20 protein-coding genes are annotated in these 24,857 nt (G+C 41.7%); 5 read left to right on the forward strand and 15 right to left on the reverse strand.

The window, feature by feature from the left end; translation table 11 throughout:
* Position 1 precedes the first annotated feature (1 nt).
* Positions 2-1,327 (reverse strand): xylose isomerase, encoded by a 1,326-nt coding sequence (gene xylA / locus B7E06_RS20395; RefSeq protein ID WP_082235708.1) that lies wholly within the window; start codon positions 1,325-1,327, stop codon positions 2-4.
* 236 nt (positions 1,328-1,563) lie between these two features.
* Between xylA and B7E06_RS20400 the strand changes: the two genes are divergently transcribed.
* Together B7E06_RS20400 and B7E06_RS20405 are read left to right on the forward strand one after the other, a co-directional pair.
* Positions 1,564-2,754, forward strand: coding sequence for an ROK family transcriptional regulator (locus B7E06_RS20400; protein ID WP_082235709.1), 1,191 nt, complete (start codon positions 1,564-1,566; stop codon positions 2,752-2,754).
* A 22-nt stretch (positions 2,755-2,776) separates the two neighbouring features.
* Entirely contained in the window at positions 2,777-4,381 is a 1,605-nt protein-coding gene (locus B7E06_RS20405; RefSeq protein ID WP_082235710.1) for a glycoside hydrolase family 43 protein, read from the forward strand.
* A gap of 632 nt (positions 4,382-5,013) precedes the next feature.
* Here B7E06_RS20405 and B7E06_RS20410 read toward each other — a convergent pair.
* From B7E06_RS20410 to B7E06_RS20440, 7 genes are all read right to left on the reverse strand, one after another.
* A complete protein-coding gene (locus B7E06_RS20410; RefSeq protein WP_082236089.1) occupies positions 5,014-5,805 on the reverse strand; it encodes an SDR family oxidoreductase in 792 nt (263 codons plus the stop codon).
* A gap of 5 nt (positions 5,806-5,810) precedes the next feature.
* Positions 5,811-6,695, reverse strand: coding sequence for a fumarylacetoacetate hydrolase family protein (locus B7E06_RS20415; protein WP_082235711.1), 885 nt, complete (start codon positions 6,693-6,695; stop codon positions 5,811-5,813).
* 13 nt (positions 6,696-6,708) lie between these two features.
* On the reverse strand, positions 6,709-8,880 hold the full coding sequence (locus B7E06_RS20420; RefSeq protein ID WP_082235712.1) for a TRAP transporter permease: 2,172 nt from the start codon (positions 8,878-8,880) through the stop codon (positions 6,709-6,711).
* A 4-nt stretch (positions 8,881-8,884) separates the two neighbouring features.
* Positions 8,885-9,370 (reverse strand): DUF1850 domain-containing protein, encoded by a 486-nt coding sequence (locus B7E06_RS20425; protein ID WP_082235713.1) that lies wholly within the window; start codon positions 9,368-9,370, stop codon positions 8,885-8,887.
* A gap of 43 nt (positions 9,371-9,413) precedes the next feature.
* On the reverse strand, positions 9,414-10,406 hold the full coding sequence (locus B7E06_RS20430; protein ID WP_082236090.1) for a TAXI family TRAP transporter solute-binding subunit: 993 nt from the start codon (positions 10,404-10,406) through the stop codon (positions 9,414-9,416).
* Between the two features lie 142 nt (positions 10,407-10,548).
* The gene (locus tag B7E06_RS20435) at positions 10,549-11,241 is read right to left on the reverse strand and encodes a response regulator (protein WP_082235714.1); all 693 of its coding nucleotides are present in this window, start codon (positions 11,239-11,241) and stop codon (positions 10,549-10,551) included.
* The gene (locus B7E06_RS20440) at positions 11,238-12,839 is read right to left on the reverse strand and encodes an ATP-binding protein (protein ID WP_082235715.1); all 1,602 of its coding nucleotides are present in this window, start codon (positions 12,837-12,839) and stop codon (positions 11,238-11,240) included. The genes B7E06_RS20435 and B7E06_RS20440 overlap by 4 nt, the downstream gene beginning before the upstream one ends.
* Before the next feature lie 97 nt (positions 12,840-12,936).
* Here B7E06_RS20440 and B7E06_RS20445 point away from each other — a divergent pair, with 97 nt between their 5' ends.
* Both B7E06_RS20445 and B7E06_RS20450 read left to right on the forward strand, forming a co-directional pair.
* Positions 12,937-13,998: a DctP family TRAP transporter solute-binding subunit gene (locus B7E06_RS20445; protein ID WP_082235716.1), complete on the forward strand. Its 1,062-nt coding sequence runs from the start codon at positions 12,937-12,939 to the stop codon at positions 13,996-13,998.
* A 15-nt stretch (positions 13,999-14,013) separates the two neighbouring features.
* Positions 14,014-14,319: a DUF3870 domain-containing protein gene (locus B7E06_RS20450; protein WP_082235717.1), complete on the forward strand. Its 306-nt coding sequence runs from the start codon at positions 14,014-14,016 to the stop codon at positions 14,317-14,319.
* Between the two features lie 629 nt (positions 14,320-14,948).
* Here B7E06_RS20450 and lhgO read toward each other — a convergent pair.
* Together lhgO and glaH are read right to left on the reverse strand one after the other, a co-directional pair.
* Positions 14,949-16,184, reverse strand: coding sequence for an L-2-hydroxyglutarate oxidase (gene lhgO / locus B7E06_RS20455; protein ID WP_082235718.1), 1,236 nt, complete (start codon positions 16,182-16,184; stop codon positions 14,949-14,951).
* 28 nt (positions 16,185-16,212) lie between these two features.
* Complete coding sequence (glaH, locus tag B7E06_RS20460; protein ID WP_082235719.1) at positions 16,213-17,148, reverse strand: glutarate dioxygenase GlaH; 936 nt, start codon at positions 17,146-17,148, stop codon at positions 16,213-16,215.
* Positions 17,149-17,543: 395 nt separating this feature from the next.
* Here glaH and B7E06_RS20465 point away from each other — a divergent pair, with 395 nt between their 5' ends.
* Entirely contained in the window at positions 17,544-18,512 is a 969-nt protein-coding gene (locus B7E06_RS20465; protein ID WP_082235720.1) for an L-lactate dehydrogenase, read from the forward strand.
* Positions 18,513-18,561: 49 nt separating this feature from the next.
* Here the strand turns inward: B7E06_RS20465 and B7E06_RS20470 are convergent, their stop codons facing one another.
* The 5 genes from B7E06_RS20470 to cdaA all read right to left on the reverse strand — a co-directional run bounded on the left by B7E06_RS20470 (position 18,562) and on the right by cdaA (position 24,665).
* Entirely contained in the window at positions 18,562-18,834 is a 273-nt protein-coding gene (locus B7E06_RS20470) for an HU family DNA-binding protein (protein WP_082235721.1), read from the reverse strand.
* A 376-nt stretch (positions 18,835-19,210) separates the two neighbouring features.
* On the reverse strand, positions 19,211-21,010 hold the full coding sequence (glmS, locus tag B7E06_RS20475; protein ID WP_082235722.1) for a glutamine--fructose-6-phosphate transaminase (isomerizing): 1,800 nt from the start codon (positions 21,008-21,010) through the stop codon (positions 19,211-19,213).
* Positions 21,011-21,468: 458 nt separating this feature from the next.
* Entirely contained in the window at positions 21,469-22,818 is a 1,350-nt protein-coding gene (glmM, locus tag B7E06_RS20480) for a phosphoglucosamine mutase (protein WP_082236091.1), read from the reverse strand.
* Between the two features lie 67 nt (positions 22,819-22,885).
* The gene (locus tag B7E06_RS20485; protein WP_082235723.1) at positions 22,886-23,854 is read right to left on the reverse strand and encodes a CdaR family protein; all 969 of its coding nucleotides are present in this window, start codon (positions 23,852-23,854) and stop codon (positions 22,886-22,888) included.
* Positions 23,847-24,665: a diadenylate cyclase CdaA gene (gene cdaA, locus B7E06_RS20490; protein ID WP_082235724.1), complete on the reverse strand. Its 819-nt coding sequence runs from the start codon at positions 24,663-24,665 to the stop codon at positions 23,847-23,849. Before cdaA ends, B7E06_RS20485 begins: the two co-directional genes overlap by 8 nt.
* Between the last annotated feature and the right edge of the window lie 192 nt (positions 24,666-24,857).

Below are 24,857 nucleotides of genomic sequence, written 5' to 3' on the forward strand. Positions count from 1 at the left end.
GTTACTCTCCTGCATATGCTTTTAAAAGATATTGGTTGATGTTTGCTTTAATAAGTTCCAGTCTTCCCGATTCGTGTTTGATTTCATCCAGCTGCAATGCATGCTGCTCCAGCTTTTGAAAATCGGATGTTCCATCTACAATTTCCTTGCCAATCCCTTCGTAAAAACTGCTGTAACGATCTTTTACGATACCTTCCAACACGTTATCATCCAACAGCTTCTGAGCGACACGCAGTCCTACAGCAAAAGCGTCCATACCGGCAATATGCGCTAAGAAAAGATCTTCCGGTGTAAATGACCCACGGCGCACTTTCGCATCAAAGTTTAGGCCGCCGCGTCCTAAGCCGCCGTTTTTAATAATTTCATACATGGCTAATGTGGTAGCGTATAAATCTGTCGGGAATTCATCCGTATCCCAGCCTAAGAGCGGGTGACCCTGGTTAGCATCTACAGAACCGAGAAGGCCGTTGACTCGGGCATAATGAAGCTCATGTTCGAACGTATGACCAGCCAGCGTCGCGTGGTTAGCTTCAATATTAAACTTGAACTTGTCTGCTAAGTCATATTTCTGAAGGAAAGCATAGCCGGAAGCTACGTCAAAATCATACTGGTGAGAAGTAGGCTCTTTCGGCTTTGGTTCAATTAAGAATTGGGCATCGAAGCCAATTTCTTCCGCATAATTCACCGCCATATTGAAAAAGCGTCCTAAATTATCTAATTCAAGCTTCATATCTGTATTTAGAAGAGTTTCATACCCTTCGCGGCCGCCCCAGAATACATAATTTTCAGCACCCAGTTCTTTTCCTACTTCCAGTCCTTTTTTCACTTTAGCCGCAGCAAAGGCGAAGACATCGGCATTGTTAGCGGAAGCGGCACCATGGACAAAGCGGGGATGTGTGAAGTTATTAACAGTATTCCAAAGGAGTTTCGTCTTGCTGTCTTTCATGTAATCTTTAATCATAGCCACAATACTATCCAGGTTCTGGTTGGATTCTCTTAAGCTGCTTCCCTCTGGAGCGATGTCAACATCGTGAAAGCAGAAGTATGGAACATTTAACTTTTCGAAAAATTCGAAGGCAGCTTCCACTCTCGCTTTAGCTAGATCCATACCGTCAAACTTATCCCAGGAGCGCTGTGCTGTTCCTACTCCAAATGGATCGGATAAGTCTTCTGTGAATGTATGCCAATAAGCCACACCAAACCTTAAATATTCCTCCATTGTTTTTCCACCGACTACTTCTTCTGGATTGTAAAACTTAAAAGAGTATGGATTAGTTGAATTAGAACCTTCATATTTAATTTTATCGATATTTTCAAAGTATGCCATTTGGAATGTCCTCCTCTTAATTTTAAAGTGTTCTCTTTGTTTAATAAGTTTCAACTGGTAACCTGCTTTCCTCTACTGCTCCCTTCTTTAATTTTTAAAATTGATTAAACCAGCCACTTATGTAATCGCTTTCTAAATATGTTAATTCAAATAGTATCAAAGTAAACTTAGTTTGTCTAGTGGATAAACTAAGTCAATTCTGTTATACTTTTAAAAAACCGAAAGTGATGAAGTAGATGATCAGTAATAGGACATGGAATCAATTTAAAATTAAAAATGGCAACAAAACACTAGTCTTAGACACGATTCGCAACCACTCCCCCATTTCACGGGCTGATGTTGCGAAGAAAACCGGGTTAAATAAAGGGACGGTTTCTTCGCAAGTCAGTGAATTACTTGATGAGGAACTTATTTATGAGAAAGGACCAGGTAAATCAAGCGGCGGCCGACGGCCTGTGATGCTTCTCTTTAATCAGAAAGCAGGTTATTCAATTGGAATTGATATTGGAGTAAATTACATTCTCGGATTGCTCACAGACCTAGAAGGCAACATAGTGGGCGAAACCTTTACAGGCTTTAAAAATCTCTCTTACCAATCGATTACGAAAAAAATCTTCCACGTAGTCGATGAGTTAATGGCTGCGTGCCCTTTAAGTAAGTACCACATTGTCGGTATTGGCATTGGCGTACCGGGCGCTGTAAATAAACACGGACAAGTTTTATATGCACCAAACCTTGGATGGCAAAATATCGATCTGAAACCATTGATGGAGAAAAGGTATGATTGTCCGGTTGTGATTGAAAATGAAGCCAATGCTGGTGCTTATGGAGAAAAAAGGTTTGGCCCCAATGTAAATGAAAACGACCTCGTCTATGTCAGTGTAGGTGTCGGTATTGGAGTAGGATTCATTTTAAATGGTGAATTGTATCGGGGAACAGGTGGATTCTCTGGGGAAATGGGCCACACTTCGATTGAAGTCAATGGACAGAAGTGCCGTTGTGGTAATAGAGGGTGCTGGGAATTATATGCATCTGAACAAGCTTTAATCAAAAAAGCGGATGAAAATGCAGATCCCGAGACCCTGGAAATAATGCTGAAGAAAGCAGAATCCGGAGATAAGGAAGCCATAGAAACCTTCCATAATATCGGTAAGTACTTAGGAGCCGGGGTTGCTAACATTATTAATTCGTTTAATCCTAAGCAAGTAATTATAGGAAATCGGCTGGCTGCTGCAAAAAGATGGCTGGAAAACCCAATGCTTGAGCAAACGAAAAATAGCGCCCTCTGGTTTCAGCAGGAGGAATTAGAGATCAGCTTTTCCGCTCTAAACACTCATTCTGCTGCACTGGGAATGGCAGCTTTCAGCTTTGAAAACTTCTTAAAAACGAGCCTTCAGCAAGAAACACCCTATATAGAACACCAATAACTTATATAGAGGAGATGAAGAAATGACGACAATCCAAAATCCAATTTTAACCGGATTTAATCCTGACCCAAGTATCTGCCGGGCAGGTGATGATTACTACATTGCTGTCTCAACCTTTGAGTGGTTTCCAGGGGTAGGGATCTATCATTCCAAAGATTTAAAGAACTGGCGCTTAATTTCCCGGCCGCTGAATCGTGTTAGTCAATTAAATATGAAAGGCAATCCGGATTCAGGCGGTGTATGGGCTCCTGCTTTATCCTACTCAGATGATCAGTTCTGGCTGATTTACACAGACGTTAAAGTTGTCGGCGGGAATTGGAAAGATTGTCATAATTATTTAGTTACCTGTGATACGATTGACGGCGAATGGTCAGAACCCACCCATTTAAACAGCTCGGGTTTCGATCCTTCGCTGTTCCATGATGATGACGGCAGAAAATACTTGGTAAATATGGTATGGGATCAGCGGGTTCGCAATCACAGCTTTTACGGAATAGTGCTTCAGGAATACGATCATAAGGAAAAGAACCTTACCGGCATACCGGAAATTATTTTTAAAGGCACAGATATTAAATTGACCGAAGCTCCTCATATTTATAAGATGGACGGCTATTATTATTTATTAACAGCCGAGGGCGGCACCCGGTTTGAACACCAGGCCACCATTGCAAGGTCTGAAAGCTTAAGAGGACCGTATGAGGTACATCCTGATAATCCACTCATTACATCGTGGCCCTATCCTCGTAATCCTTTACAAAAGGCTGGACACGCCTCAATTGTGAAAACGCATACAAACGAATGGTTCCTCGTGCATTTAACAGGCCGGCCGCTTCCGAATGAAGAACAAGCGCTTCTCGACCCGAGAGGTTACTGTCCATTAGGGAGAGAAACAGCTATCCAGCGAGTGGAATGGGAAAATGGATGGCCGTATGTTGTCGGAGGTAACGAGCCATCACGAATTATAGAAGGACCAGAAATAGAAGAAACAAAATGGGAGAATGATTACAAAGAAAGAGATGATTTTGATGATGTGGTGCTGAATCAACACTTTCAAACATTAAGAATCCCTCTTGGAGCAGATACCTTGTCTCTTTCAGACCGTCCCGGTCACGTGCGGATCTACGGAAAGGAATCGCTGACTTCTCCGTTTACCCAAGGCTTTGTGGCAAGACGCTGGCAGCACTTTAACTTTACAGCTGAAACGAAAGTAAGTTTTTCTCCAGAAAGTTTCCAACAGGCAGCCGGATTGGTCAACTACTATAACACAAAAAACTGGACAGCCTTGCAAATCACGTGGGATGAGGAAGATGGTAGAATTTTAGACCTCTTTACGTGTGACAATTTCACTTTTGATCAGCCGCTTACTGAAAAAATTGTTATCCCTGATGAATTGGAATATGTTTACTTAAAGGTGGATGTAGAAACGAATACGTATACTTACTCCTACTCTTTTGATGGGGAGACGTGGACAGAAGTTCCCATTTCTCTTCCGTCCCATAAACTTTCTGATGACTATGTAGAAGGCGGGGGCTTTTTTACAGGTGCTTTTGTTGGTATGCAGTGCCAGGATACATCGGGAAACAGCCTTCCTGCTGACTTTGATTATTTCATATATAAGGAGCGGTAGCCGGCTTCTTTGATTCTCACTTAAACGGGAAGACAGTTCCGTTTACTTTGTATTAGAAAAACGGGCCTGAGGAAAGACTCGATTTCCATGGGCGAACGCTGAGCTTCCCCGGGCTTTGCCTTCCGGGATTTCCTCTGTTCTTTATTTCTAAGGAAGCTTCTTTGATTCTCACTTAAAGGGGAAGAGAGTTCCGTTTACTATGTATTATGAAAACCGGGCCTGGGGAAAGACTCGATTTCCATGGGCGAACGCTGAGCTTCCTCGGGCTTTTAGCCCTCCGGGATCTCACCATGTTCTCTTCTCCCATAGGAGTCTCGCCGTTTCCCCTGGCCCTTTGCGTTTATTAGGAGTAACGGAAAACTGAGTAAGAAAAGATCATTTCCTTAATAGCGGTTATAAAATTATAGTGTTCCGTTTATACTCCCCGTGGTAAAAGAGGCTGGGAAATGGCGAGACTCCTGCAGGGAGATAAAGCCAAGGGTGAGATCAGCGAGTGGAACGAGCTAGCTCACCGGCTCCCCGCGGAAAGCGAGCTATTTCCCAGCCGCTTTTTTTCTACCTTAACTATGCCGATTGCACCTAAAACTCAACAAAAAAAGAACCTCACAGGGTTCTTTTTTTGTTTCTATTCATCAAAGCGCTTTTACAAGACCACCATCCACGACAAGGGCCTGTCCGGTTAAGTATGTATTTGCTCCTGAAGCCAAATATACTACAGTTTTAGCAAACTCGCTCGGTTCGCCGTAACGCCCCATTGGAATGGATTTCTCTGCCTGTTCCTTAACTTCCTCAGCTGAAACGCCAAGTTTTCCGGCTTTTACTTCATCCAGCTGAGCTACACGGTCTGTAGCAATCCTGCCCGGTCCTACTGTGTTAATCAAAATATTATCTACCGCCAGTTCCTGGGACAAGCTTTTGGATAGACCTACAATGCCGGCACGATACGTATTCGAAAGAATTAAATGATCAAGGGTTTGTTTAATGGATGATGAGGCAATATTGATGATTTTCCCATTTTGCTGCTCGCGCATGGATGGAAGCACTTCACGAATCGTACGGATAAAGCTCAATAGATTCAGTTCAAAAGCGCCCTGCCAGTCTTCATCAGAAAATTGATCAAACGTACCGGCCGGTGGCCCGCCGGCATTATTAATTAGGACATCAACTGTCCCATTCCATTCGACAGCTTTTTGTACCAGCTGCTTGATCTGCTCCGGCTTGGTAACATCGCAAACCGCATAGTCTACATGGTTATTGCCGCTTTCTTCCTGAATTTCAGCTTTAGCTGCTTGTAATTCTTCCTCATTACGACTAGAAATAAGGACATGAGCCCCTTCTTTTGCGAATTCTAATGCGGTCGCTTTTCCTAATCCTTTACTGGAAGCCGTAATAATTACTGATTTTCCTTTTAAATGAAAGTCCATACCGATCATCCTCTCTCTTTTTCCTTTAAGTCTATGACGTGATTTGTCAGCAGCGGGAATCCATCAATCTCACACTCTATGACATCCCCATCACGAATAACGATAGCCCCTGGTGTACCCGTTGAAATAATATCCCCTGGCTTCAATGTCATTACCTGTGAATGAAATGCTGTTAGATAGTAAGGACTAAAAGTCATATTGGCAATGACATTCTTTCGGTGATATTCCCCATTAATGACAGTGGCGACATTCAAATCGGACAGGTTATCTATTTCATCCGCTGTAAGTACCCAAGGTCCAAAGCTGAAAAACGTGTCAAAGCTTTTAGATCGTGTTAAATAGCGGGGATTTCTCTGAAGAATATCTTCAGCTGTCATATCAATAATTGTTGTATATCCCGCTATCGCTTCTTCAGCTTCTTCCTCTGATAAATTCTTACAAGTTTTACCTATAATGATACCTAATTCTGCTTCTCCTGTCGTCCTTTCTGATTGAAGAGGAATTTCAATAGTATCCTGATCTCCAATAATCGTCGTCGCCGGTTTCATAAAACTGGCTGGTTCTGTATTCGGTGCTGTTTCATTTAGGTCAGAGGCATGGTCTACGTAATTCAATCCAATTCCCCAAATTTTTTTCGGCTGACGATAAGGCGGCCGGTAAACCACCTCATTCTCAGCAAGATAAAACGAATCAAGTCGTGCTTCCTCTCTTCCTTCACTCTCCCAAAACTTCTGTAAACTGCTTAGTTCCCCTTCATCCAATAATTGAAATAAGTCAGTCGGCCATTTTTTATGAAGAGTACGATTTAATGAAACCAGAGGCAGTATTCCCTTTTGATCAACAATAGCCCCTGTTTCGATTCCATCTTTTAAAATAGTTGCTAATTTCATTAGACACTCTCCTTTACTTGCGAGCTTCGATAGGCTGTTGGTTGATCATGTCATTTTTCTTCTTAAAATTCGTAAATAATACGTAAGAGAATACGATTAATCCAATGAGGTCTGTCACTAATCCAGGGTAGATAAGCAGTAAAGCCGCTGCTCCGGAAACCGCTCTTAGCCAGCCAGGTACTTTTCTCACAAAATATCCTTCCGTCATGATGGAAAGCAGGAACACACCTATAAGCGAAGAAATCGTAATTACAATGATATTCATAATTGTAGCGTCAATCATAAGCATTTCATGAGAGAAAACGAACATAAAAGGTACGATGAAACCGGCAATTGCCAGCTTCATAGCCTGAAATCCTGTCTTGTTCGGATTTCCTCCGGCTATTCCTGCCCCTGCGAATGCTGCTAAAGCGACAGGCGGTGTAATATTGGCAAATATACCAAAATAGAAAACGAACATGTGAGCAACAAATGTAGCCGTTTCTCCTGATCCCGCCAGATCTTGATATAACGGAAGCTGCAATAGAATGGGTGCAGCCATTGTACTCGTAATAATATAGGTTGGGATACTAGGAAGCCCCATCCCTAAAATAATGGAGGTTATCATGGTTAAGAACAGTGTGATAACTAATTGAAGCAATGGACTGTTTACAGCACTCCCGATACTTACGATACTATTAGCGATCTCTAATGCGACCCCTGTAAGTGAAGCTATACCTACTACCACGCCCACTGCACCACAGGCTACCGCTACAGGTATCGTTGTTCTCGCTCCATTTTCAAGGGCATGCATACAATCTTTAACACCAACTTCATCTGCTTCAAGCTTAAGCCATTTTCTCCATAAATTGATGATCAATGGAATCACGATAACAAGCATTAATTCCCACCAGTCTCCACGAACAGATGGCAGGCTGCCTCCGCTGAATAATGCTGTAACTTGAGGCTGGAAAATTAAAAATAGAGCTAATGGAACAATAATAGGAAGCATTTGCTTAGATCCTGAAATAACTACTGTTGCGATAATTGACCAGAAAGCCGCATAGAAAGGCGTTTTTCCTGAGAACAACAAATACAACAGGAAGAGCATCGGAATTAAAAGGTGCCCTCTTTCTGCCAGAACATGTTTCAAACGGGGTAATTCACTTTTGGGCAGACCTTGCAGTCCTCGCTTAGAAGCTCGGAAATGGACCTGCAATAATATCCCTACATAAAATAGTAAGGCGGGAATAATTCCTGCTAATATAATTTTTGTATAAGCAATGTTCAAGTTCTCGGCCATGATAAAAGCGGCAGCCCCCATGATCGGAGGTAAGATTTGACCGCCCACACTGGCAGCCGATTCAACCGCACCGGCAAAATTCTTGTTGTAGCCGATTTTCTTCATTAAAGGAATCGTAAAAGCTCCTGTAGTTACAACGTTGGCTATGGCCGATCCATTAATGGAACCTAGAAAGCCGCTTGAAATAACCGCAACCTTAGCCGGACCGCCTTTCGTATGTCCTGCTACCGCCAGTGCGAGGTCATTAAAAAGCTGTCCCATTCCGGATTTGGCTAAAAACGCCCCAAACAAAATAAACAATATAATGTAACTTGCTGATACGCCTATAGCGGTTCCTAAAACACCATCTGACAGAAAGACAATTTGACCAATAATCTGCTTAGAAACACTCAAAACGACGGGAGAAGTTAATTCTGGATACACCGAAAGTTTTACGTAAAATCCATAGACTAAAAATCCTGCTGCCAGAAGCATCAGTCCCCAGCCTGTAACTCTCCTCGTAATATCAAACAATAAAAGTAAAACAAGAATACCAACATAAAAATCTGTATCATTTATACGGCCGCCGGTTTCAATAATTCGCTCTGCTGACATCAGCATGTAGATTCCTACACCAAGAGAGGCTGCAGCCGTTAAGTAATCATATATTGGAACCGTTTGATTTTTCTTCCCTTTTCTCTGAAGAAGAGGATATAGTAAAAATCCAATCGTCATTAAGGTATATAAGTGAATACTTCTCTGCTGAATAGCTACGAGAGATCCAGCATAAGAGGTATACAAGTGAAAAAGGGATAATGAAATGGCCAGTATAGAAATAATAAGAGCGATTGGTTTGGCAATCCTTGTCCTTACCGTACTTTCCCGGTCATAGTCTTCTACGGACTTCTTAGATTTTGTACTCATACCTTCACCTCATTCGATTTGTCATAAAGTAACCCGCGGCCTCCCAAAGAGAAATTTTCCCTGTAGAAATTTGATAATGCTTAGAGGCGCTAAGGGGTGTCTTGCTGTCTTCTGTTAAAAAACTATGATTGGTTGACCTTCCTGTGGTGATAGCTAATTCCTTACCTATCAACTGGTCAATGTCTGTCATATACACCCAACCATCTTTAATAAAAGTATCTTTACCTGCATCATTAGGAACACCCGCTCCAAATGTTTTAAAACGTGTGTCTTTTAATACGATCTGATCGTCTTTAACGACAAATATTTCTTCCCAATCCTCTTTCTCCACCGAGTGCTGCCAGCGAATAGAAAATGAAGCATCCCGGCTGTAAAAAATAGCCGCTTCTGCTTTTCCATCAGTTGAAACCATCACAACAGAAATAAAGTTCCACATGATGGAAAATAGGAGAAGGATAAAGATCGCTAATATCCAATATAATTTTTTCATAGCTGTATTTTAAAAAGGGCATCGAGATAGATGCCCCTTTTGTTTACTCCAGAATGCCTTGTTCTTCATAAAATTTCTCTGCTCCCGGGTGAAGCGGTGCAATCAAATCTTTAGCGATTTCATCTCTGTCCAGCTCATTTAGTACACCAACAGAAACACTGTCTGATCCTAAATATTCGTAATAACGTTTCGTTAAATCGTAAACAAGATCTTCGCTCAAGTCAGGAGAGACGGTAATCATGTTTTGAATACCTACTGTTTTAACTTCCTTTTCAAGATCGTAAGCAGCTTCATCACCGGCTTCGATTGTGTATTCTTTATAGAAAGGAGCGGCTTCAAATAATTTCTCAGCCGTTTCATCTTTAATTTCTACAAAGTTAATGCCCTGCTGCTGCATTAAATCTGTGATATTGCTGTTTGGTACACCTGATGTAAAGAATGCGGCATCCAGGTTCCCGTTTTTCATTTCCTGTACACTATCGGCATAACCTGTATGAGTAACTTTTGAAAGATCATCATAAGTAAGATCAACGGCTTCTAATACTTTCTTAGCACTTTGTTCTACTCCAGATCCAACTTCCCCTACTCCTACTTTTTTCCCTGCTAAATCCTCAACCGTCTCAATTCCACTGCCTTCTAAAGCGACAATTTGAACAACGTTTTGATACATGCCAGCCATGGCTTGTACATCTACTGCTTCACCTTCAAATTGGCCGACTCCTTCAATTGCATCGTACCCCACATCGCTCATAATAATAGACATCTGGTTTAGTCCATCCTTAATGTTCTGGATGTTTGCTACGGAAGCACCTGTAGATTCAACCGTTACGTTTCCTACATGTTCACTTTCTTCAAAAATCGGCTTTAAAGCTCCGCCAATCGGATAATAGGCTCCGGAAGTTCCTCCCGTTCCAAAGACGATGGACTGTTCACTACCGGAATCGCCGCCTTCACCACCAGCTTCACCATCTCCGCCGCAAGCAGCAAGAACCAACACTAAGGCAAGAGTAAAAATAAAGGATAATCGCTTTATCATAAAAATTCCTCCGTTTTCATAATTTAATCTCACGCTTATGTTAACGCTTACAACAATAATTTTGAATATTATGACCATATTGAATGTTTTGTTCATTTTGGTCATAAAAAAACTGCCTCTGTTTTAACTTGAGACAGTTTTCTTAATTATGAGCTTTATACCGATTAACCGGACGGCCGACTGCTCCATATTGGATATCAAGTTCTACCTCTCCTATGTTTTTTAAATAGTCAAGGTATCTCCGTGCGGTAACCCGGGCGATTCCGATTCCATCAGCGACTTGTTCAGCGGATAATGCCTCTTCCTTTCCGTTTAGAAAGAGATTGATTTGGTTCAGTGTCGGTTCGTTCAATCCTTTAGGCAATTTCTTCGTTTGAGGATGAGTGTCCGCTGGATTTCCAATCAAGTGATCAATTTGCTTTTGTTCCAACTCACCATCACCGGTAGTATGATGATGGTGCTTACGATAACGAAGCAGAGCCTTTTCTAAACGTTCAAATTTAAATGGTTTCACGATATAATCAGCCGCTCCATGCTGCAGCATTTTTCGAATCGTCGCTTTATCATTGGCTGCCGTAATGACGATTACATCTATGTCCAGCTGAGCTGACCTTAATTCTTCTATCGTCTGCATCCCATCCTTTTCCGGCATAAAAATATCCAGGACTACCAAATCGGGGTGATATTCTTTCACAAGCTTCAGTCCTTCTTCTCCTTCAGAAGCTACAGCAATGACATGATATCCTTCCACACGTTCGATAAATTGACGATTGACTTCCTGTACCATCGGGTCGTCTTCTATTAATAAAACATTTATTACAGGATGCCTGATCATTTTATATCCTCCTCTGTCGTCATTGGAAAGGTTAAAATAATACTAGTTCCTTCACCTTCATAGGAAATGACTTCAAATTCTCCCCTGCCCTTTTCTGCTGCTTTTTTCACTAAAAATAATCCGTAACCAGAACCTGTTTTTCCTTTTGTAGAAAACCCTTTTTCAAATATACGTACCTTTTGATCGGCAGAGATGCCTTTTCCATTGTCTTCAACAGTGACTGTACAAACTTGATCACCTTGTTGAATCGATATATACACCCATTTTTCATCTCTTTTTATCCCATGAAAGGATTGGAAAGCATTTTCAATTAAATTCCCTAATATTAATACAAAATCATTTTTATCAAGCAAGGGAGGATAATCTTTCAACTGACTGTGCTCATCAATGGTAACATCAATTCCCAACTCTTTCCCATGGCTGACCTTGCTGATTAATAACCCTGCAATGCTGTAATCTTTCATATTTTTGACTAAGAAACGCGATAATTCCTCTTGCTTTTCGGATGCTTGAAAGACAAACTCCAATGCTTTTTGTTTTTGATCGAGCTGAATCAATCCTGCAATAGTGTGCATTTTATTTAAATGCTCATGGGCCTGAACACGAAGAGCATCAACAAATGCTTTCACCCCGGTTAATTCTTCAGCCAGCCTGGTCATTTCCGTACGGTCTTGAAAGGCAGCGACAGCACCCACAATTTCATCCTCCACTTTTATAGCCACACGTGTACTCATAATTAATTTATCTCCAATTCTCATCTCCTCATTAAAAACAGTCTCTCCCTCTCGCAGCACCTGCAGCAAGTTAGTTTCACGAAGAACAGCATCTATCGGCTGACCCGTCTGCTCACCCTCAATGGCAAGAATTTTCTTAGCCTTTTCGTTAATAAGGGAAACACGTCCTTCTTTATCGATCGCTATAATCCCTTCATTCATCGCCTGAAATGTCGCCGTCCGCTCCACTAAAAGCTGAACAATTTCGTAAGGTTCAAGCCGGTAAGTCTGTTCTTTTAAATGACGGGCCAGAAGCCATGATCCAGTGACTCCAAATAATGCGGTGATGAACAGGACAAATAAGATCTCGTTTTTAATGCCTAATAGGATTTCACTAACAGAGGGAAGAATGTTTCCAACGATGGCCACTCCCACCTGTTCTCGCTCATCATTCATAATGGGTACATATGATCGAATAGCCGTTCCCAGCTCACCTTTTGTTTTCGAGGTATATGTATGTTCTGCAAAAGCCGGCCCTTCGTCTTTACCAGAGGAAACCTTTCCTATTTGATCAGCAACCGGGTGAGAATATCGGATCCGATTCATGTCGAGTATGACGATATAATCTGCATTATTAATCGTCCTGATTCGTTCTACAATGGGATTAATTACTTCCCATCCCTCTGGTTCTGTTATATTGTTTTTCACTTCAGGAAGGTTGGCGACTGTCCGGCCCGTGAGCATTGCATGCTCACCCAGTGATTCTTCTTTTGCCTCAATTGTATTGCCGATCACAAATATACCGCCGATTAAGATGGCGAATAATACGACTCCAAATGTTAAGATTGTAATTTTCCAGCGAATGGGCATGTGCTTTAGAGTCATTCCGTGGGCCGTCCTTCCTAGAGATCTACCCTTAGTGTACCATTTCTGATACGCTGTGTTACACTAATGAAAACGATTCCACCATTGAGGTGAACCTATGAAAACAGTACTTACCATCGTGTCTTTTATAGTGACCGGGATTTTCACTGCCTTATTTTTCGGCTTTAATATAAATAATACTACCCAATCATTAGAGTATGATGATGAGCAAGAGGGCATAAAAGATGAGATCGTTATTAATTTCAGTCATGTCGTTGCAGAAAACTCGCCGAAAGGAATGGCAGCACGACGATTTGAAAGTCTTATTGAGGAAAGATCCCATGGGGAGATTAAAGTACAGATCCATCCTAACGGAAGTTTATATAACGATGTAAGTGAATATGAAGCACTGAAAAATGGAAACGTTGAAATGATTGCCCCGGCTACAACCAAGCTGACGGACCGCTACCCAAATTGGCAAGTGCTTGACCTGCCGTTTGTGTTTCCCACTTATGGAGCCGTGCAAGAAACCTATGAAGGTGAAATTGGCCAAGCTTTGTTAAGTGAATTAAAGCGGGATAATATAGAAGGCTTAACCTTCTGGTACAATGGCTATAAACAGATAACAAATAACACAAAACCGATTATTCATCCCGATGACTTCCGCCACCTTCATTTCCGAACGATGGGAGGGCCTGCAGTTAAAGCACAGTTTCATCAGCTCGGCGCCAGTACTAGTGTGCTCCCTTTCAATAAAACCTATGAAAATTTAGAGGTAGATTTTGTAAATGGCCAGGAAAATACCACCTCAAACATATACTCAAAGAAGCTATATCGTCATCAGTCGTATATGACCCTAAGCAATCATGGCTATTTAGGCTATGCTGTCTTAATAAATCAGGATTTTTGGGAAAGTTTATCAGAAGAGCATCAGAAAATTATATCAGCTGCACTGGAAGAAACTACTGACTGGATTAGAAGACATTCCATTGAAATAAATGATGAACATAACCGCCAATTAAGGCAGCAGGAAGATTTTCAAATCGATTATTTAACGAAGGAACAAAGGGATTTATGGAAGCAGAAGCTCCTCCCCGTTTATAAGGAAACAGAAACAGAAGTAGACAAAAAAATCATGAAGCAAGTTTATAAACTTAAAAATAAATATGAAAATGAATAGATGGAGGGAGAACATTTGAATACGATCTTTGTTGCAGGACATTCAAAGCTGCCGACGGGTATCGCAGCCAATCACATTTCAGAATCTTTAACACTCACACTGGAAATTGATAAAAAATACGGGGTGATCGTCGATGCCTCGTGTACGCTAGCTACTGAGCATGGGCGGGAATTTGTAAAGAACTTATTAAAAGGATACAGTTTAAAAGAGGGGTTAGATGAACCACTGAAGCGTCTCGAAGAAGGATATAGAGGGAAAGCTGGGAACGCCATCGCTGCTGCACTGAAGGATTCCTACAAACAATATCACGTGTCCACATAAAAACAGCCGCTAAAGCGGCTGTTTGTTTTTCAACAGTAGTCTGCTGGAATGCTATAGGCTTTCTTGTGAAACAATTCCGTTTGCCTAAACAAAGGATACGGGCCTGAACGGTGAGCTTCCTCAGGCTAAAGTCTTCCGGAATCTCACCCTTGTTCTTTGCTCCTATAAGGCTTCTTTTTTTCTCGAGCATCTGTTCCGTTTGCCTGAATATGGAGAACCGAGCCCGGGGAAAGACTCGCTTTCCATGGGCGAACGGTGAGCTTCCTCGGGCTTTTAGCCCTCCGGGATCTCACCCTGTTCTATCCTCCCATAGGAGTCTCGCCGTTCCCCCCGCCCCTTTATGTTTTTTAAGAGTAAAGGAACATTGAGTAAGAGAACTAAAGTAGAAGATTTTCTTACAAACATAGTGTTACGTTTACACCATCGGCGGTAAAGAGGCTGGGAAATGGCGAGACTCCTGCAGGGAGATAGAGCCAGGATGAGATCCGCGAGTGCAACGAGCTAGCTCATCGGCTCCCCGCGGAAAGCGAGCTATTTCCCAGCCTCTTTTCTCCTTTTACAATATACGGAACCGTGTCTTTTCCCTTACAAGGAAAAAAGTAATTTACAAAGAAAAACCTCCCTAAACACTAGCTTGTAATAAACCTTACTCCCTGTTCATCAACCGATGAAAGGTGAGGCTGAGGTGGAATGCGCTTTACAATTTCTTTTCCTATTTCTAAAGATGCAGTCGCCGCAGGAGAAGGCGCATTGCACACATGAATGGAGCTTCTTCCAGGAATTATATAGAAATCATCAACAAGACGTCCATCCTTTAACATAGCCTGGGCACGCACCCCGGAGTGAGTAGGAACGACATCATCCGCTTCGATTTCAGGTACTAAACGCTGCAGGCTTTTTACAAATGTTTTCTTATGAAAGGAACGGACCATTTCTGCTGCTCCTTCTTTTATATTACTCCCAGCCATTTTCCAGAACCCGGGGAATGTAAGAACATCAAAAGTATCTTTTAGATGAAAAGCTGTCTTGCGGTAACCTTCTCTTTTGAAGCTCAACACCGCATTTGGTCCAGCATGAATGCTTCCATCTATCATTCTTGTCAGGTGCACTCCCAAGAAAGGAAAATCAGGATTAGGAATAGGGTAGATGAGACCTTTAACTAGATGTCGTTTTTCTTCCTTTAATGTAAAATATTCACCGCGAAACGGCACAATTTTTACATCTGTTTTTATCTTTGCCATATTGACCAGCCGATCGCTGTGCAAACCTGCACAATTAATAAGAAAACGAGAGCGTAACGTTTGTTTAGAGGTATGGATAAGTGCTTCATTCGCTGTTTCATCAATATTAGTAACTTTCCTATTTAAAATTAATTCTACCCCGGCTCTTTCTACCAGTTGAGCAAGCTTTTCCGTGACCTGACGATAATTCACAATTCCGGTAGAAGGCACTTTTATCCCCGCGATTCCATTAACATGAGGTTCAATCTCAAGCAGTTCTTCCCGATTTAGTTCGGTAACGGATAAATTATTTTTCTGAGCATTTTGAAAAAGCTTCTCCATTCGAGGCAGTTCTTCTTCATCAGTAGCTACTAATACTTTTCCGCAGACTTCATGGTCGACTCCGTGCTCTTTACAAAATTCAACCATAGATGCTGCTCCCTGTTTGGCAAGCTTCGCCTTTAAACTCCCCGGCTTGTAATAAACACCTGAGTGAATGACTCCGCTGTTCCTGCCTGTTTGGTGACTGGCCCAGGACGGTTCTTTTTCTAGTACGGCTATCTTTGCCGTTGGATATTTCTTATTGAGGGAATAGGCGGTCGCTAAACCGACTATTCCCCCGCCAATAATGACAAAATCATACATGCTGACTTTTCCCTCCTAAATCGGTCTCTTACTCAGCGAATCTGCCTCTTTGACGCAGCAGCTCCCTATGAAGATTTGCATCTTTTTCAAAAGCTTCCCGTCCATGCAGCCAAAATCGGTTATTAAGCATAATCAGATCCCCTTCTGGCAGATCTACACCAACCGTTGCTGCAGAGTTTTCCATAGATACAGATAGATCCTTTAAATATTTAGCCTGTTCAATCGTTTCAGGATAAACAAACTGATCAATAAAGCAGATGCAAGGACCATTATGGTGTTCGTAAAATGTCTGGCGGAAAATATCTTCAGACACATTTTTACTCGCCGGTGCTTTATAGGTGAATTTATATTTTGCTAAAGGGTGATGGTAAAAGTGCTCCATCTCTTCCCAATCGTCTAAATGAAGCAGACGGGAACGGCCTCCCACAGCATTTTCTTCTTCAAATTTCATCATTAACAGCCAATCTGTCGGCTCATCCACATAAGTTCCATCAGTGTGGAGCGTAAATGTTCTGTAAGCCTGACGAAGATAAGAATCACTCTCATCTGTATGCTTTACTGTAAAACGCGCATAATATTTTCCTGACATCGCGTCAAAGTTAGGAACTCCTACAAGATGAGTCAAAGCAGTAGAGAATTTCACATAATCCTGATCATTTGTGGTACGTCCTTGCAACCCAACCGTGAATCCCCCTGTTTTTCGATCATGAAGGATGTTTCGAATGGTATAAACAAATTCTTCACCCGCTAATTCCACAAGCTTATCTGCCATCATCAGTCTTTGGTAAGGAATATACTCTAATTGTTCATCACTGATATCTTTTAAGTCTTCAATAAAGGTATCAATCACCTCACGATCAAACTCGATATGGTACAGGCGATGATGATCTGAATGCTGATACACCTTATACCCTTTCCCTGTCTGAAGCTCTAATTTACCTTTTTGAATATCCATTGCACACATTTAGAAAACCTCCTGAAATTTTTATTTTTTTACTACGATCAACAGGCCTGTTGAAAATAAAAAAGCCAGTATAATCCCTTTTCTAAAAAAGGAAAAATACTGGCTTCTAAACTGCGGGCTTGCTCTGGTGTGCAGAGTTATGGCAGTTTTAACAGTTATTTTTAAGTTTTATCTTGCACTTTTAGCAAACCGTTCGTTAAAAGGGGCTACCTTTTTAAGGGCTGCTTTCTGACTTCACTATATAGGAGTTTAAATATTCTGTCAACAATTGCTTTATACACTTTTTTCCTTCATTATAAAAAATATAGAATAATAGGCTTGAAAAACTTTGTGAAATGTTGCACAATAAGAATGTGAAGTAATTCACAACCTGACTTAACAGGAGTGATCGATTAATGGGTATTCAGAGAAAAGAAAAAGTTAATCGTGTTGTATTGATTGGAGCCGGGTTAGTCGGAAGCAGCTATGCCTTTGCTTTAATTAACCAGGCTGTTATTGAAGAGTTAGTGATTATTGATTTAGATAAGGAAAAAGCGATCGGGGATGCAATGGATTTGAATCATGGAAAGGCCTTCTCCCCCGCTTCTACAAACACATGGTATGGAGAGTACAGCGATTGTGCAGAAGCAGACATTGTATGCATCTCCGCTGGAGCAAACCAGAAGCCCGGTGAAACAAGATTAGACCTTGTAGAAAAAAACATGAAAATTTTTAAAGGCATTGTTGATGAAGTGATGGCCAGCGGTTTTGACGGCATTTTCTTAGTAGCGACTAATCCTGTCGATATTTTAACACAGGCTACACAAGTATTCAGCGGTCTGCCGAAGGAACGTGTCATCGGCAGTGGTACGACATTAGATACTGCCAGATTCCGCTATTTACTCAGCGATTATTTTAATGTCGCTGTACAGAACGTCCATGCATACATTATCGGGGAACACGGTGATACCGAACTTCCCGTCTGGAGTAATGCTACAATCGGCGGTGTACCAATTTTAAATTACATGGAAACTAAAGAGGGCTACCAGCCGGAAGACCTTGATGACCTGTTTGAAAATGTCCGCGATGCGGCTTATCAAATCATTCAGAAAAAAGGAGCCACTCATTACGGAATTGCTATGAGCCTTGTCCGTATTACAAAAGCTATTTTAAGCAATGAAAACAGTATATTGACGGTCAGTGCACCCCTTAACGGTGAGTATGGCGCAGAGGATGTATATGCTGGCGTTCCGGCGATTGTAAATAGAAAAGGAGTTCGGGAAGTTCTTGAAATGAAGCTGTCTGATAAAGAACAGCAGCAATTGGATCATAGTATCCGGACATTAAAACAAACAATGAACCCTGCGATTAAGCAGTACCTTTAAAGAAATTCCCTATAATAAAAAAAGATCCTTAAAAAAGGATCTTTTTTTATTATTTAACTGCTTCTTTTAGTTGTTTACCAGGTTTGAACCCAGGAACTTTGCTTGCTGGGATTTCAATCTCTTCACCCGTTTGTGGGTTGCGCCCTTTTCGAGCCGCGCGTTCTCTTACTTCGAAGTTTCCAAAGCCTAAGAGCTGCACTTTGTCCCCTTTACCCATTGAGTCCATAATGCTATCAAATACTGAATCTACCGCAGATGTTGCATCTTTCTTAGAAAGACCACTTTTTTCTGCTACTGAATTAATTAAATCTGTCTTATTCATTTCAAATTTCCCCTCTCAAAAATAGTATTACACTAGAAGACTAGTATAAACAAAGTATTCCCCTTACTCAAACGATATATAACATCTAAAAGAAAAATTCTCACAGAAATGTTGGGAGTTTAATATTTATTCTAGTTTAATTGTCAAATGTTTGTAATCTCACAGGTAATTACAATAGCTTTCCTATGCTTTTTCAATAATTTTCTGAAGGCCATACTTAAGTATCCATGTGCACGTAAAGAGAATTCTATAATATAAAATCTTCTATAAAATAAGAAGACCCTAACGTAAGTTATAAGTTAGGGTCTTCTTGGTGAAATTAATCAATCAAACTCGTTGAATTTTATTATCATCTTTTCATAGATATAAAATTCGCTTATTCTACAGTTACACTTTTTGCTAAGTTACGAGGTTTATCAACATCGCAATCGCGGTGAAGGGCAGCATAGTAAGAGATCAATTGCAATGGAATTACTGAAACAAGCGGTGTCAGCAGATCGTGCACATGCGGGATAACAAAAGCGTCACCATCTTTGTTAAGTCCTTTCATGCTGATGATCATGCTGTTCGCTCCGCGTGCTTCTACTTCCTGCACATTTCCACGAATGGAATAGTTCACGTTTTTCTGTGTCGCAAGCGCGATCACTGGTGTTCCTTCTTCAATCAGGGCGATTGTACCGTGTTTAAGCTCTCCACCGGCAAATCCTTCTGCCTGAATGTAGGAGATCTCTTTAAGTTTCAGCGATCCTTCTAGACCAACATAAAAGTCGATGCCGCGGCCAATGAAGAAGCAGTTGCGGGTTGTTGGCAGGTAATCTTTAGCCAGTTCTTCCAACGCTTCTTTCTGATCAGTCAAAGCTTCCATAGCATTTGCTACAATCGCCAGCTCCTGCATAGGGTCAAAGTCCAGCTCTAATCCTTTAGCACGTGCTGTATCAACAGCCAGAATGGCCAGTACAGCCATCTGGGCCGTATAGGCTTTAGTTGAAGCTACAGCAATTTCAGGACCTGCATGTAAGTGCAGGGTATAGTCTGCTTCACGGGAAAGGGTAGAACCTGGTACGTTCGTAATTGTTAATGCCGGGTGACCAAGTTCTTTCGTCTGGACGAGTACTGACCGGCTGTCAGCAGTCTCGCCGCTTTGGGAAATATAGATAAATAGCGGCTTTTCAGAAAGCAGCGGCATGTTGTAAGAGAACTCACTTGCCACATGAACTTCTACTGGAATATTCGCTAATTTTTCAATAAACTGCTTACCTAAAAGACCGGCGTGATAGCTCGTTCCCGCTGCAATAATATAAATGCGGTCACATTGCTTCATTGCTTCTCGAATTTCAGGATCCAGTTTTATTTGATCATCTTCGTTCTTGTATTGCTGGATGATTTTACGAATGACGAATGGCTGTTCGTCGATTTCTTTCAGCATAAAGTGAGGATACGTACCTTTTTCAATATCCGTTGTATCCAACTCTGCTGTAAATGGTTCACGAGTAACATTCTTTCCATTAGGATCTTGAATAATAACTTCCTCACGGCGAAGAAGTACCGTCTCTTTATCCATCAGCTCAAGGAATTGGTCTGTTATATGAAGAGCTGCCATAGAGTCGCTGGCTACTGCATTAAAGTCTTCCCCAAGTCCGACAAGTAAAGGACTCTTATTCTTAGCTACATAAATCGTATTTTCATCTTCTGCATCAATAAGCGCAATCGCATAAGAACCTGTTAAAAGATTAACAGCTTTACGGAAAGCAGCGTTCACATCTTGAAGTTCATTATTTAATACTTCAATCAGCTGTACAATGATCTCCGTGTCTGTTTCACTTTTCAGTTCCACATCAGCTAAATACTCGTTTTTCACGTCCATATAGTTTTCAATAACGCCGTTGTGTACGATTGTGAAGCGTCCTGATGTACTCTGGTGAGGGTGGGCGTTCTCCTTGCTTGGTGCACCATGGGTAGCCCAGCGGGTATGCCCAATGCCCAACGTTGAGTGAATATTCTCATCAACAGCTTCTCTAAGTGTTGCGATACGTCCTTTTACCTTAGAGATGTTCACTCCACCGTTTAATGTTGCAATTCCTGCAGAGTCGTAACCACGATATTCAAGTTTTTCTAAACCATTTAATAAAATCTCTTTCGTATCTTCTTGTCCTATATATCCTACAATTCCACACATATATTGTATCCTCCTAAATCAAGAAAGGAGCACACAACGATCTGAGTAAAAGTTAACAGGGGCCGTTGTATGCCCCTTTCCCGTTAACGGTTTTTTTTTGCACTTTTATCCGTATGTTTTAAACAGAAAGTCGCCTTTCTGGTTTGTCATACGTACCTGCGGCTGAAGTGTGGCAGCCGGGAAGCATCCGCCGAACATTCGATGAACTTCCTCCTCGTCAACTGTGCCTTCCTGCACAGTCCTGGCGCTTTATAGAGCTTTTCTTTTCTGGCCTCCTTTTTACCTTTGAATAAAGCCTCTACTTATATTACCTGCGTATCTCGATGTTAAACATTTCTTCGAAGCTATGACTCATTTTACCTGAAGACAAGTCTCAGGGTCAATTACTTTTTCATTCTTCGTAGTACATAAAATATGCGCAGACGGACTGTTCGTGCCCGGCCTGCGCCTCATTTTTGTTAATCTTGCATGCCTAATTCTTCTTCAACGGCTTGAACCACTTTGTTTACATACTTTTGGCATTCTTCTTCTGTCGGTGCTTCCGCCATAATACGCACCAGTGGCTCTGTCCCAGATGGACGAACGAGTACACGCCCACTGTCTCCCATTTCTTCTTCTACAGCAGCAATGACTTCCTGGATGCGTGGATGCGTCTGCACAGCCTGCTTATCAATAACTCTTACATTTACAAGTACTTGTGGAAACTTCTCCATTTCACCAGCCAGCTCAGAGAGAGGCTTGCCTGTCTCTTTCATAACATTGACGAGCTGAAGACCGGAAAGCATCCCGTCTCCTGTCGTGTTGTGATCTAAGAAGATAATATGCCCGGACTGTTCTCCGCCAAGATTATATCCGCCGCGACGCATTTCTTCCATTACATAACGGTCGCCTACAGCTGTCTTATCACTCTTCATGCCTTGAGCTTCAATCGCTTTGTAGAAGCCGAGATTACTCATAACAGTAGATACAACGGTAGAATGTTTTAATAAACCTTTTTCATTCATATGCTTGGCGCAGATGTACATAATTCGGTCTCCATCGATAATCGTTCCATTTTCATCTACAGCAATTAAACGATCCCCATCGCCGTCAAAGGCAAGTCCGATATCTGCTTTTTTATCTTTAACGAGCTGCTGAAGTGCTTGCGGGTGGGTAGAACCTACATCTTTATTAATATTCAACCCATCAGGTGATGACCCCATGGAAGAAATATCTGCTTCCAAATCTGCAAAAAGGTGGGAAGCTAAGGATGAAGTAGCCCCGTGTGCACAATCTAATGCAATATGCAGACCTTCAAAATCAAAGTCAACCGTCTGCTTTAAGTGCTGCATATACTTTTGGCCGCCTTCAAAGTAATCATTTATTTGCCCGAGATCTGCTCCGGATGGACGTGGCAGATGATCTTCCGGCTCATCAATTAACTTCTCAATTTCAAGCTCCTGATCGTCTGTCAGTTTAAAACCGTCAGGACCGAAGAATTTAATACCATTGTCTTCCACTGGGTTGTGAGAAGCTGAAATCATAATTCCTGCTTCTGCCTGAAGAGCTTTTGTTAAATAGGCTACTCCCGGAGTGGAAATAATCCCTAAACGCATAACTTCTGCTCCAATAGAGAGAAGCCCGGCCGCTAATGCGCCTTCAAGCATCTCACCAGAAATGCGCGTATCACGTCCGATCAAAACTTTTGGACGCTCGGTGTTTTTTGTCAGAACATATCCGCCATAGCGGCCTAATTTAAAAGCTAATTCTGGAGTAAGCTCTTTATTAGCTACTCCTCTAACTCCATCTGTTCCAAAATATTTACCCATAATTAATTGAAACCTCTCTTTCGTTGTCGCTTCTTTATCGCTTTTCACTAAGAGCCCGAATCTTTACTTACTGGGCATCTGTATCTTGTAGTACTTCCACATTTACTTCAATCGTTTCTGGATCAACACTGGAAGCCTCATCTGGCACTGGAACTTCTACCTCGATCGTTTCATCATTTGTAATCCCATCGATATCCACAGGAATATCTTCAATCTCCTCAAGTTCATCCAGAATACGGTTTGGCCCTCTTACCGTCACTGTCTCTGTATCCGTAGTGATTGCACCAACCCTTACACCATTCGCCGCCTCTCCTTCTGGTTCGAATGAGACAGGAACTTCTTTTTCAGAGGGCTGAATAGGAACAGAAACTTCTACAGAGGTCGGATCCAGGAGAACGTTCAGTTCATTTCCCTGAGCGTCATATACTTTCACAGGAGCCTTAACGTCCTCTATGTCGTCCTCAGCATCACCCACATCAATGATAGCTTTTACGGAAGCTACTCGTTCAATGGCTTCCGCAGAGCCTGTAATTGTTACTTGCTGAGGCTCTATAGCCGCTTCCCCAATCGTATAGTCTTCAATTTCCAGTAAGTTTATATATTCAACACTGACCGGAAATTCCTGATTTACCTTTTGATCTATTGTTACTTCAACTTCTTCCGGTTCCATATTCACCTTCAGCTGATTAGATATGCCAGAGTGCTGGACATCTACTGTATGCGTGCCTGGACCTAAGTCATTAAGATCTACAAAGGCCGTAAAATTCCGCTGGCGGACGACCGGAGTAATAGCGCTTGCTGGGCCTTCCAACGTAACGACAATATTTTGAGGCAGACCGCTTACGACATAATTATCATTATCAAATCTGACTTCAAGAGGGACATCATTCATCACTTCTCTCTCTGAACTGGTGTCATTAAACCATTGGGAATCTGAATCCATATTATCATCCACATTAATAGAAACCCAGAGGAGTACAGCTAAAAGCAATGAAATAACTCGGAGAACCCATTTATTTTTAAATAAATTATCCATTCTTTTTCCCCCTCCAGTTCCATGATTTAGAGGCAGGACTCTTGGAGTTGAAGTCTAACTCGCGTCTTAATATTTCTTCAAGCGTTTCCTGATCAAGTTGACGGTGCAATTCCCCGTTTTTCGTACAGGAAATGGCTCCTGTCTCTTCAGACACCACTATGGTGATCGCATCAGTAACTTCACTGATCCCCATGGCAGCTCTATGGCGTGTTCCTAATTCCTTAGAGATAAAGGGACTTTCGGACAATGGCAGGTAGCAGGCAGCTGCCACAATTTTATTGTCTTTAAGTATAACAGCTCCATCATGCAGGGGAGTGTTTGGGATGAATATGTTTGTCAGCAGTTCGCTCGTTAAATGACCTCCCACAGGGATTCCTGTTTCTACGTAATCTCCCATGCCGGTTTCTCTTTCAATCGTAATCAAGGCACCAATACGGCGTTTCGCCATATAGTTACAAGATTTTATAATAGCCTGCAGTGACTTCTCACTGTCTTCCTCTTCTAAATTCGTGCGGCTGAAGAAGCTGCCTCGGCCTAATTGTTCAAGCGCCCTGCGAAGTTCAGGCTGGAATAAAATGATGATTCCGAGAAAACCCCAGGTGATAGCTTGTGACATCAGCCACCTTAGCGTGGTCAGTCCAAATAAATTACTCAATAACCATATAGCCAAGACAATAAAGATTCCTTTTAATAACTGAACCGCTTTTGTGCCTTGGATCAGCATGATTAATTTATATACAACAAACCAGACAAGGGCGATATCAATGGCAATTAATAATAAATCTAAAACCTCAAATCCCCCATCAAGCATGCTTACACTTCCTTTTGAAGATATTCGAATAAAAAATAGCAATAGCCTGTTTATTATAACATATTTCCAATTTTACTAATATTAAATGGTGAAGACAAAAATAAAGCCGCCGTTTCGGCGGCAGCAGTTTATTAGCTTATTCCTCTCTCGTCCTCTATAATTCTCAAATATCTGCCTAAGATTTTAGCAAGC

Origin of the sequence: Halobacillus massiliensis (assembly GCF_900166625.1) — a bacterium.
In the GTDB taxonomy this organism is placed as follows: Bacteria; Bacillota; Bacilli; order Bacillales; family Halobacillaceae; genus Halobacillus_A; species Halobacillus_A massiliensis.

What these genes read in the sequence shown, in the direction of transcription:
- B7E06_RS20430 (WP_082236090.1), bottom strand. Translation starts at nt 10,406, where the DNA reads ATGATAAAGCGATTATCCTTTATTTTTACTCTTGCCTTAGTGTTGGTT.
- B7E06_RS20485 (WP_082235723.1), bottom strand. Translation starts at nt 23,854, where the DNA reads ATGGATAATTTATTTAAAAATAAATGGGTTCTCCGAGTTATTTCATTG.
- B7E06_RS20410 (WP_082236089.1), bottom strand. Translation starts at nt 5,805, where the DNA reads ATGGACTTTCATTTAAAAGGAAAATCAGTAATTATTACGGCTTCCAGT.
- cdaA (WP_082235724.1), bottom strand. Translation starts at nt 24,665, where the DNA reads ATGCTTGATGGGGGATTTGAGGTTTTAGATTTATTATTAATTGCCATT.
- B7E06_RS20440 (WP_082235715.1), bottom strand. Translation starts at nt 12,839, where the DNA reads ATGACTCTAAAGCACATGCCCATTCGCTGGAAAATTACAATCTTAACA.
- B7E06_RS20400 (WP_082235709.1), top strand. Translation starts at nt 1,564, where the DNA reads ATGATCAGTAATAGGACATGGAATCAATTTAAAATTAAAAATGGCAAC.
- B7E06_RS20415 (WP_082235711.1), bottom strand. Translation starts at nt 6,695, where the DNA reads ATGAAATTAGCAACTATTTTAAAAGATGGAATCGAAACAGGGGCTATT.
- glmM (WP_082236091.1), bottom strand. Translation starts at nt 22,818, where the DNA reads ATGGGTAAATATTTTGGAACAGATGGAGTTAGAGGAGTAGCTAATAAA.
- glaH (WP_082235719.1), bottom strand. Translation starts at nt 17,148, where the DNA reads ATGTGTGCAATGGATATTCAAAAAGGTAAATTAGAGCTTCAGACAGGG.
- B7E06_RS20425 (WP_082235713.1), bottom strand. Translation starts at nt 9,370, where the DNA reads ATGAAAAAATTATATTGGATATTAGCGATCTTTATCCTTCTCCTATTT.
- B7E06_RS20445 (WP_082235716.1), top strand. Translation starts at nt 12,937, where the DNA reads ATGAAAACAGTACTTACCATCGTGTCTTTTATAGTGACCGGGATTTTC.
- glmS (WP_082235722.1), bottom strand. Translation starts at nt 21,010, where the DNA reads ATGTGTGGAATTGTAGGATATATAGGACAAGAAGATACGAAAGAGATT.
- lhgO (WP_082235718.1), bottom strand. Translation starts at nt 16,184, where the DNA reads ATGTATGATTTTGTCATTATTGGCGGGGGAATAGTCGGTTTAGCGACC.
- B7E06_RS20405 (WP_082235710.1), top strand. Translation starts at nt 2,777, where the DNA reads ATGACGACAATCCAAAATCCAATTTTAACCGGATTTAATCCTGACCCA.
- B7E06_RS20420 (WP_082235712.1), bottom strand. Translation starts at nt 8,880, where the DNA reads ATGAGTACAAAATCTAAGAAGTCCGTAGAAGACTATGACCGGGAAAGT.
- B7E06_RS20470 (WP_082235721.1), bottom strand. Translation starts at nt 18,834, where the DNA reads ATGAATAAGACAGATTTAATTAATTCAGTAGCAGAAAAAAGTGGTCTT.
- B7E06_RS20465 (WP_082235720.1), top strand. Translation starts at nt 17,544, where the DNA reads ATGGGTATTCAGAGAAAAGAAAAAGTTAATCGTGTTGTATTGATTGGA.
- xylA (WP_082235708.1), bottom strand. Translation starts at nt 1,327, where the DNA reads ATGGCATACTTTGAAAATATCGATAAAATTAAATATGAAGGTTCTAAT.
- B7E06_RS20435 (WP_082235714.1), bottom strand. Translation starts at nt 11,241, where the DNA reads ATGATCAGGCATCCTGTAATAAATGTTTTATTAATAGAAGACGACCCG.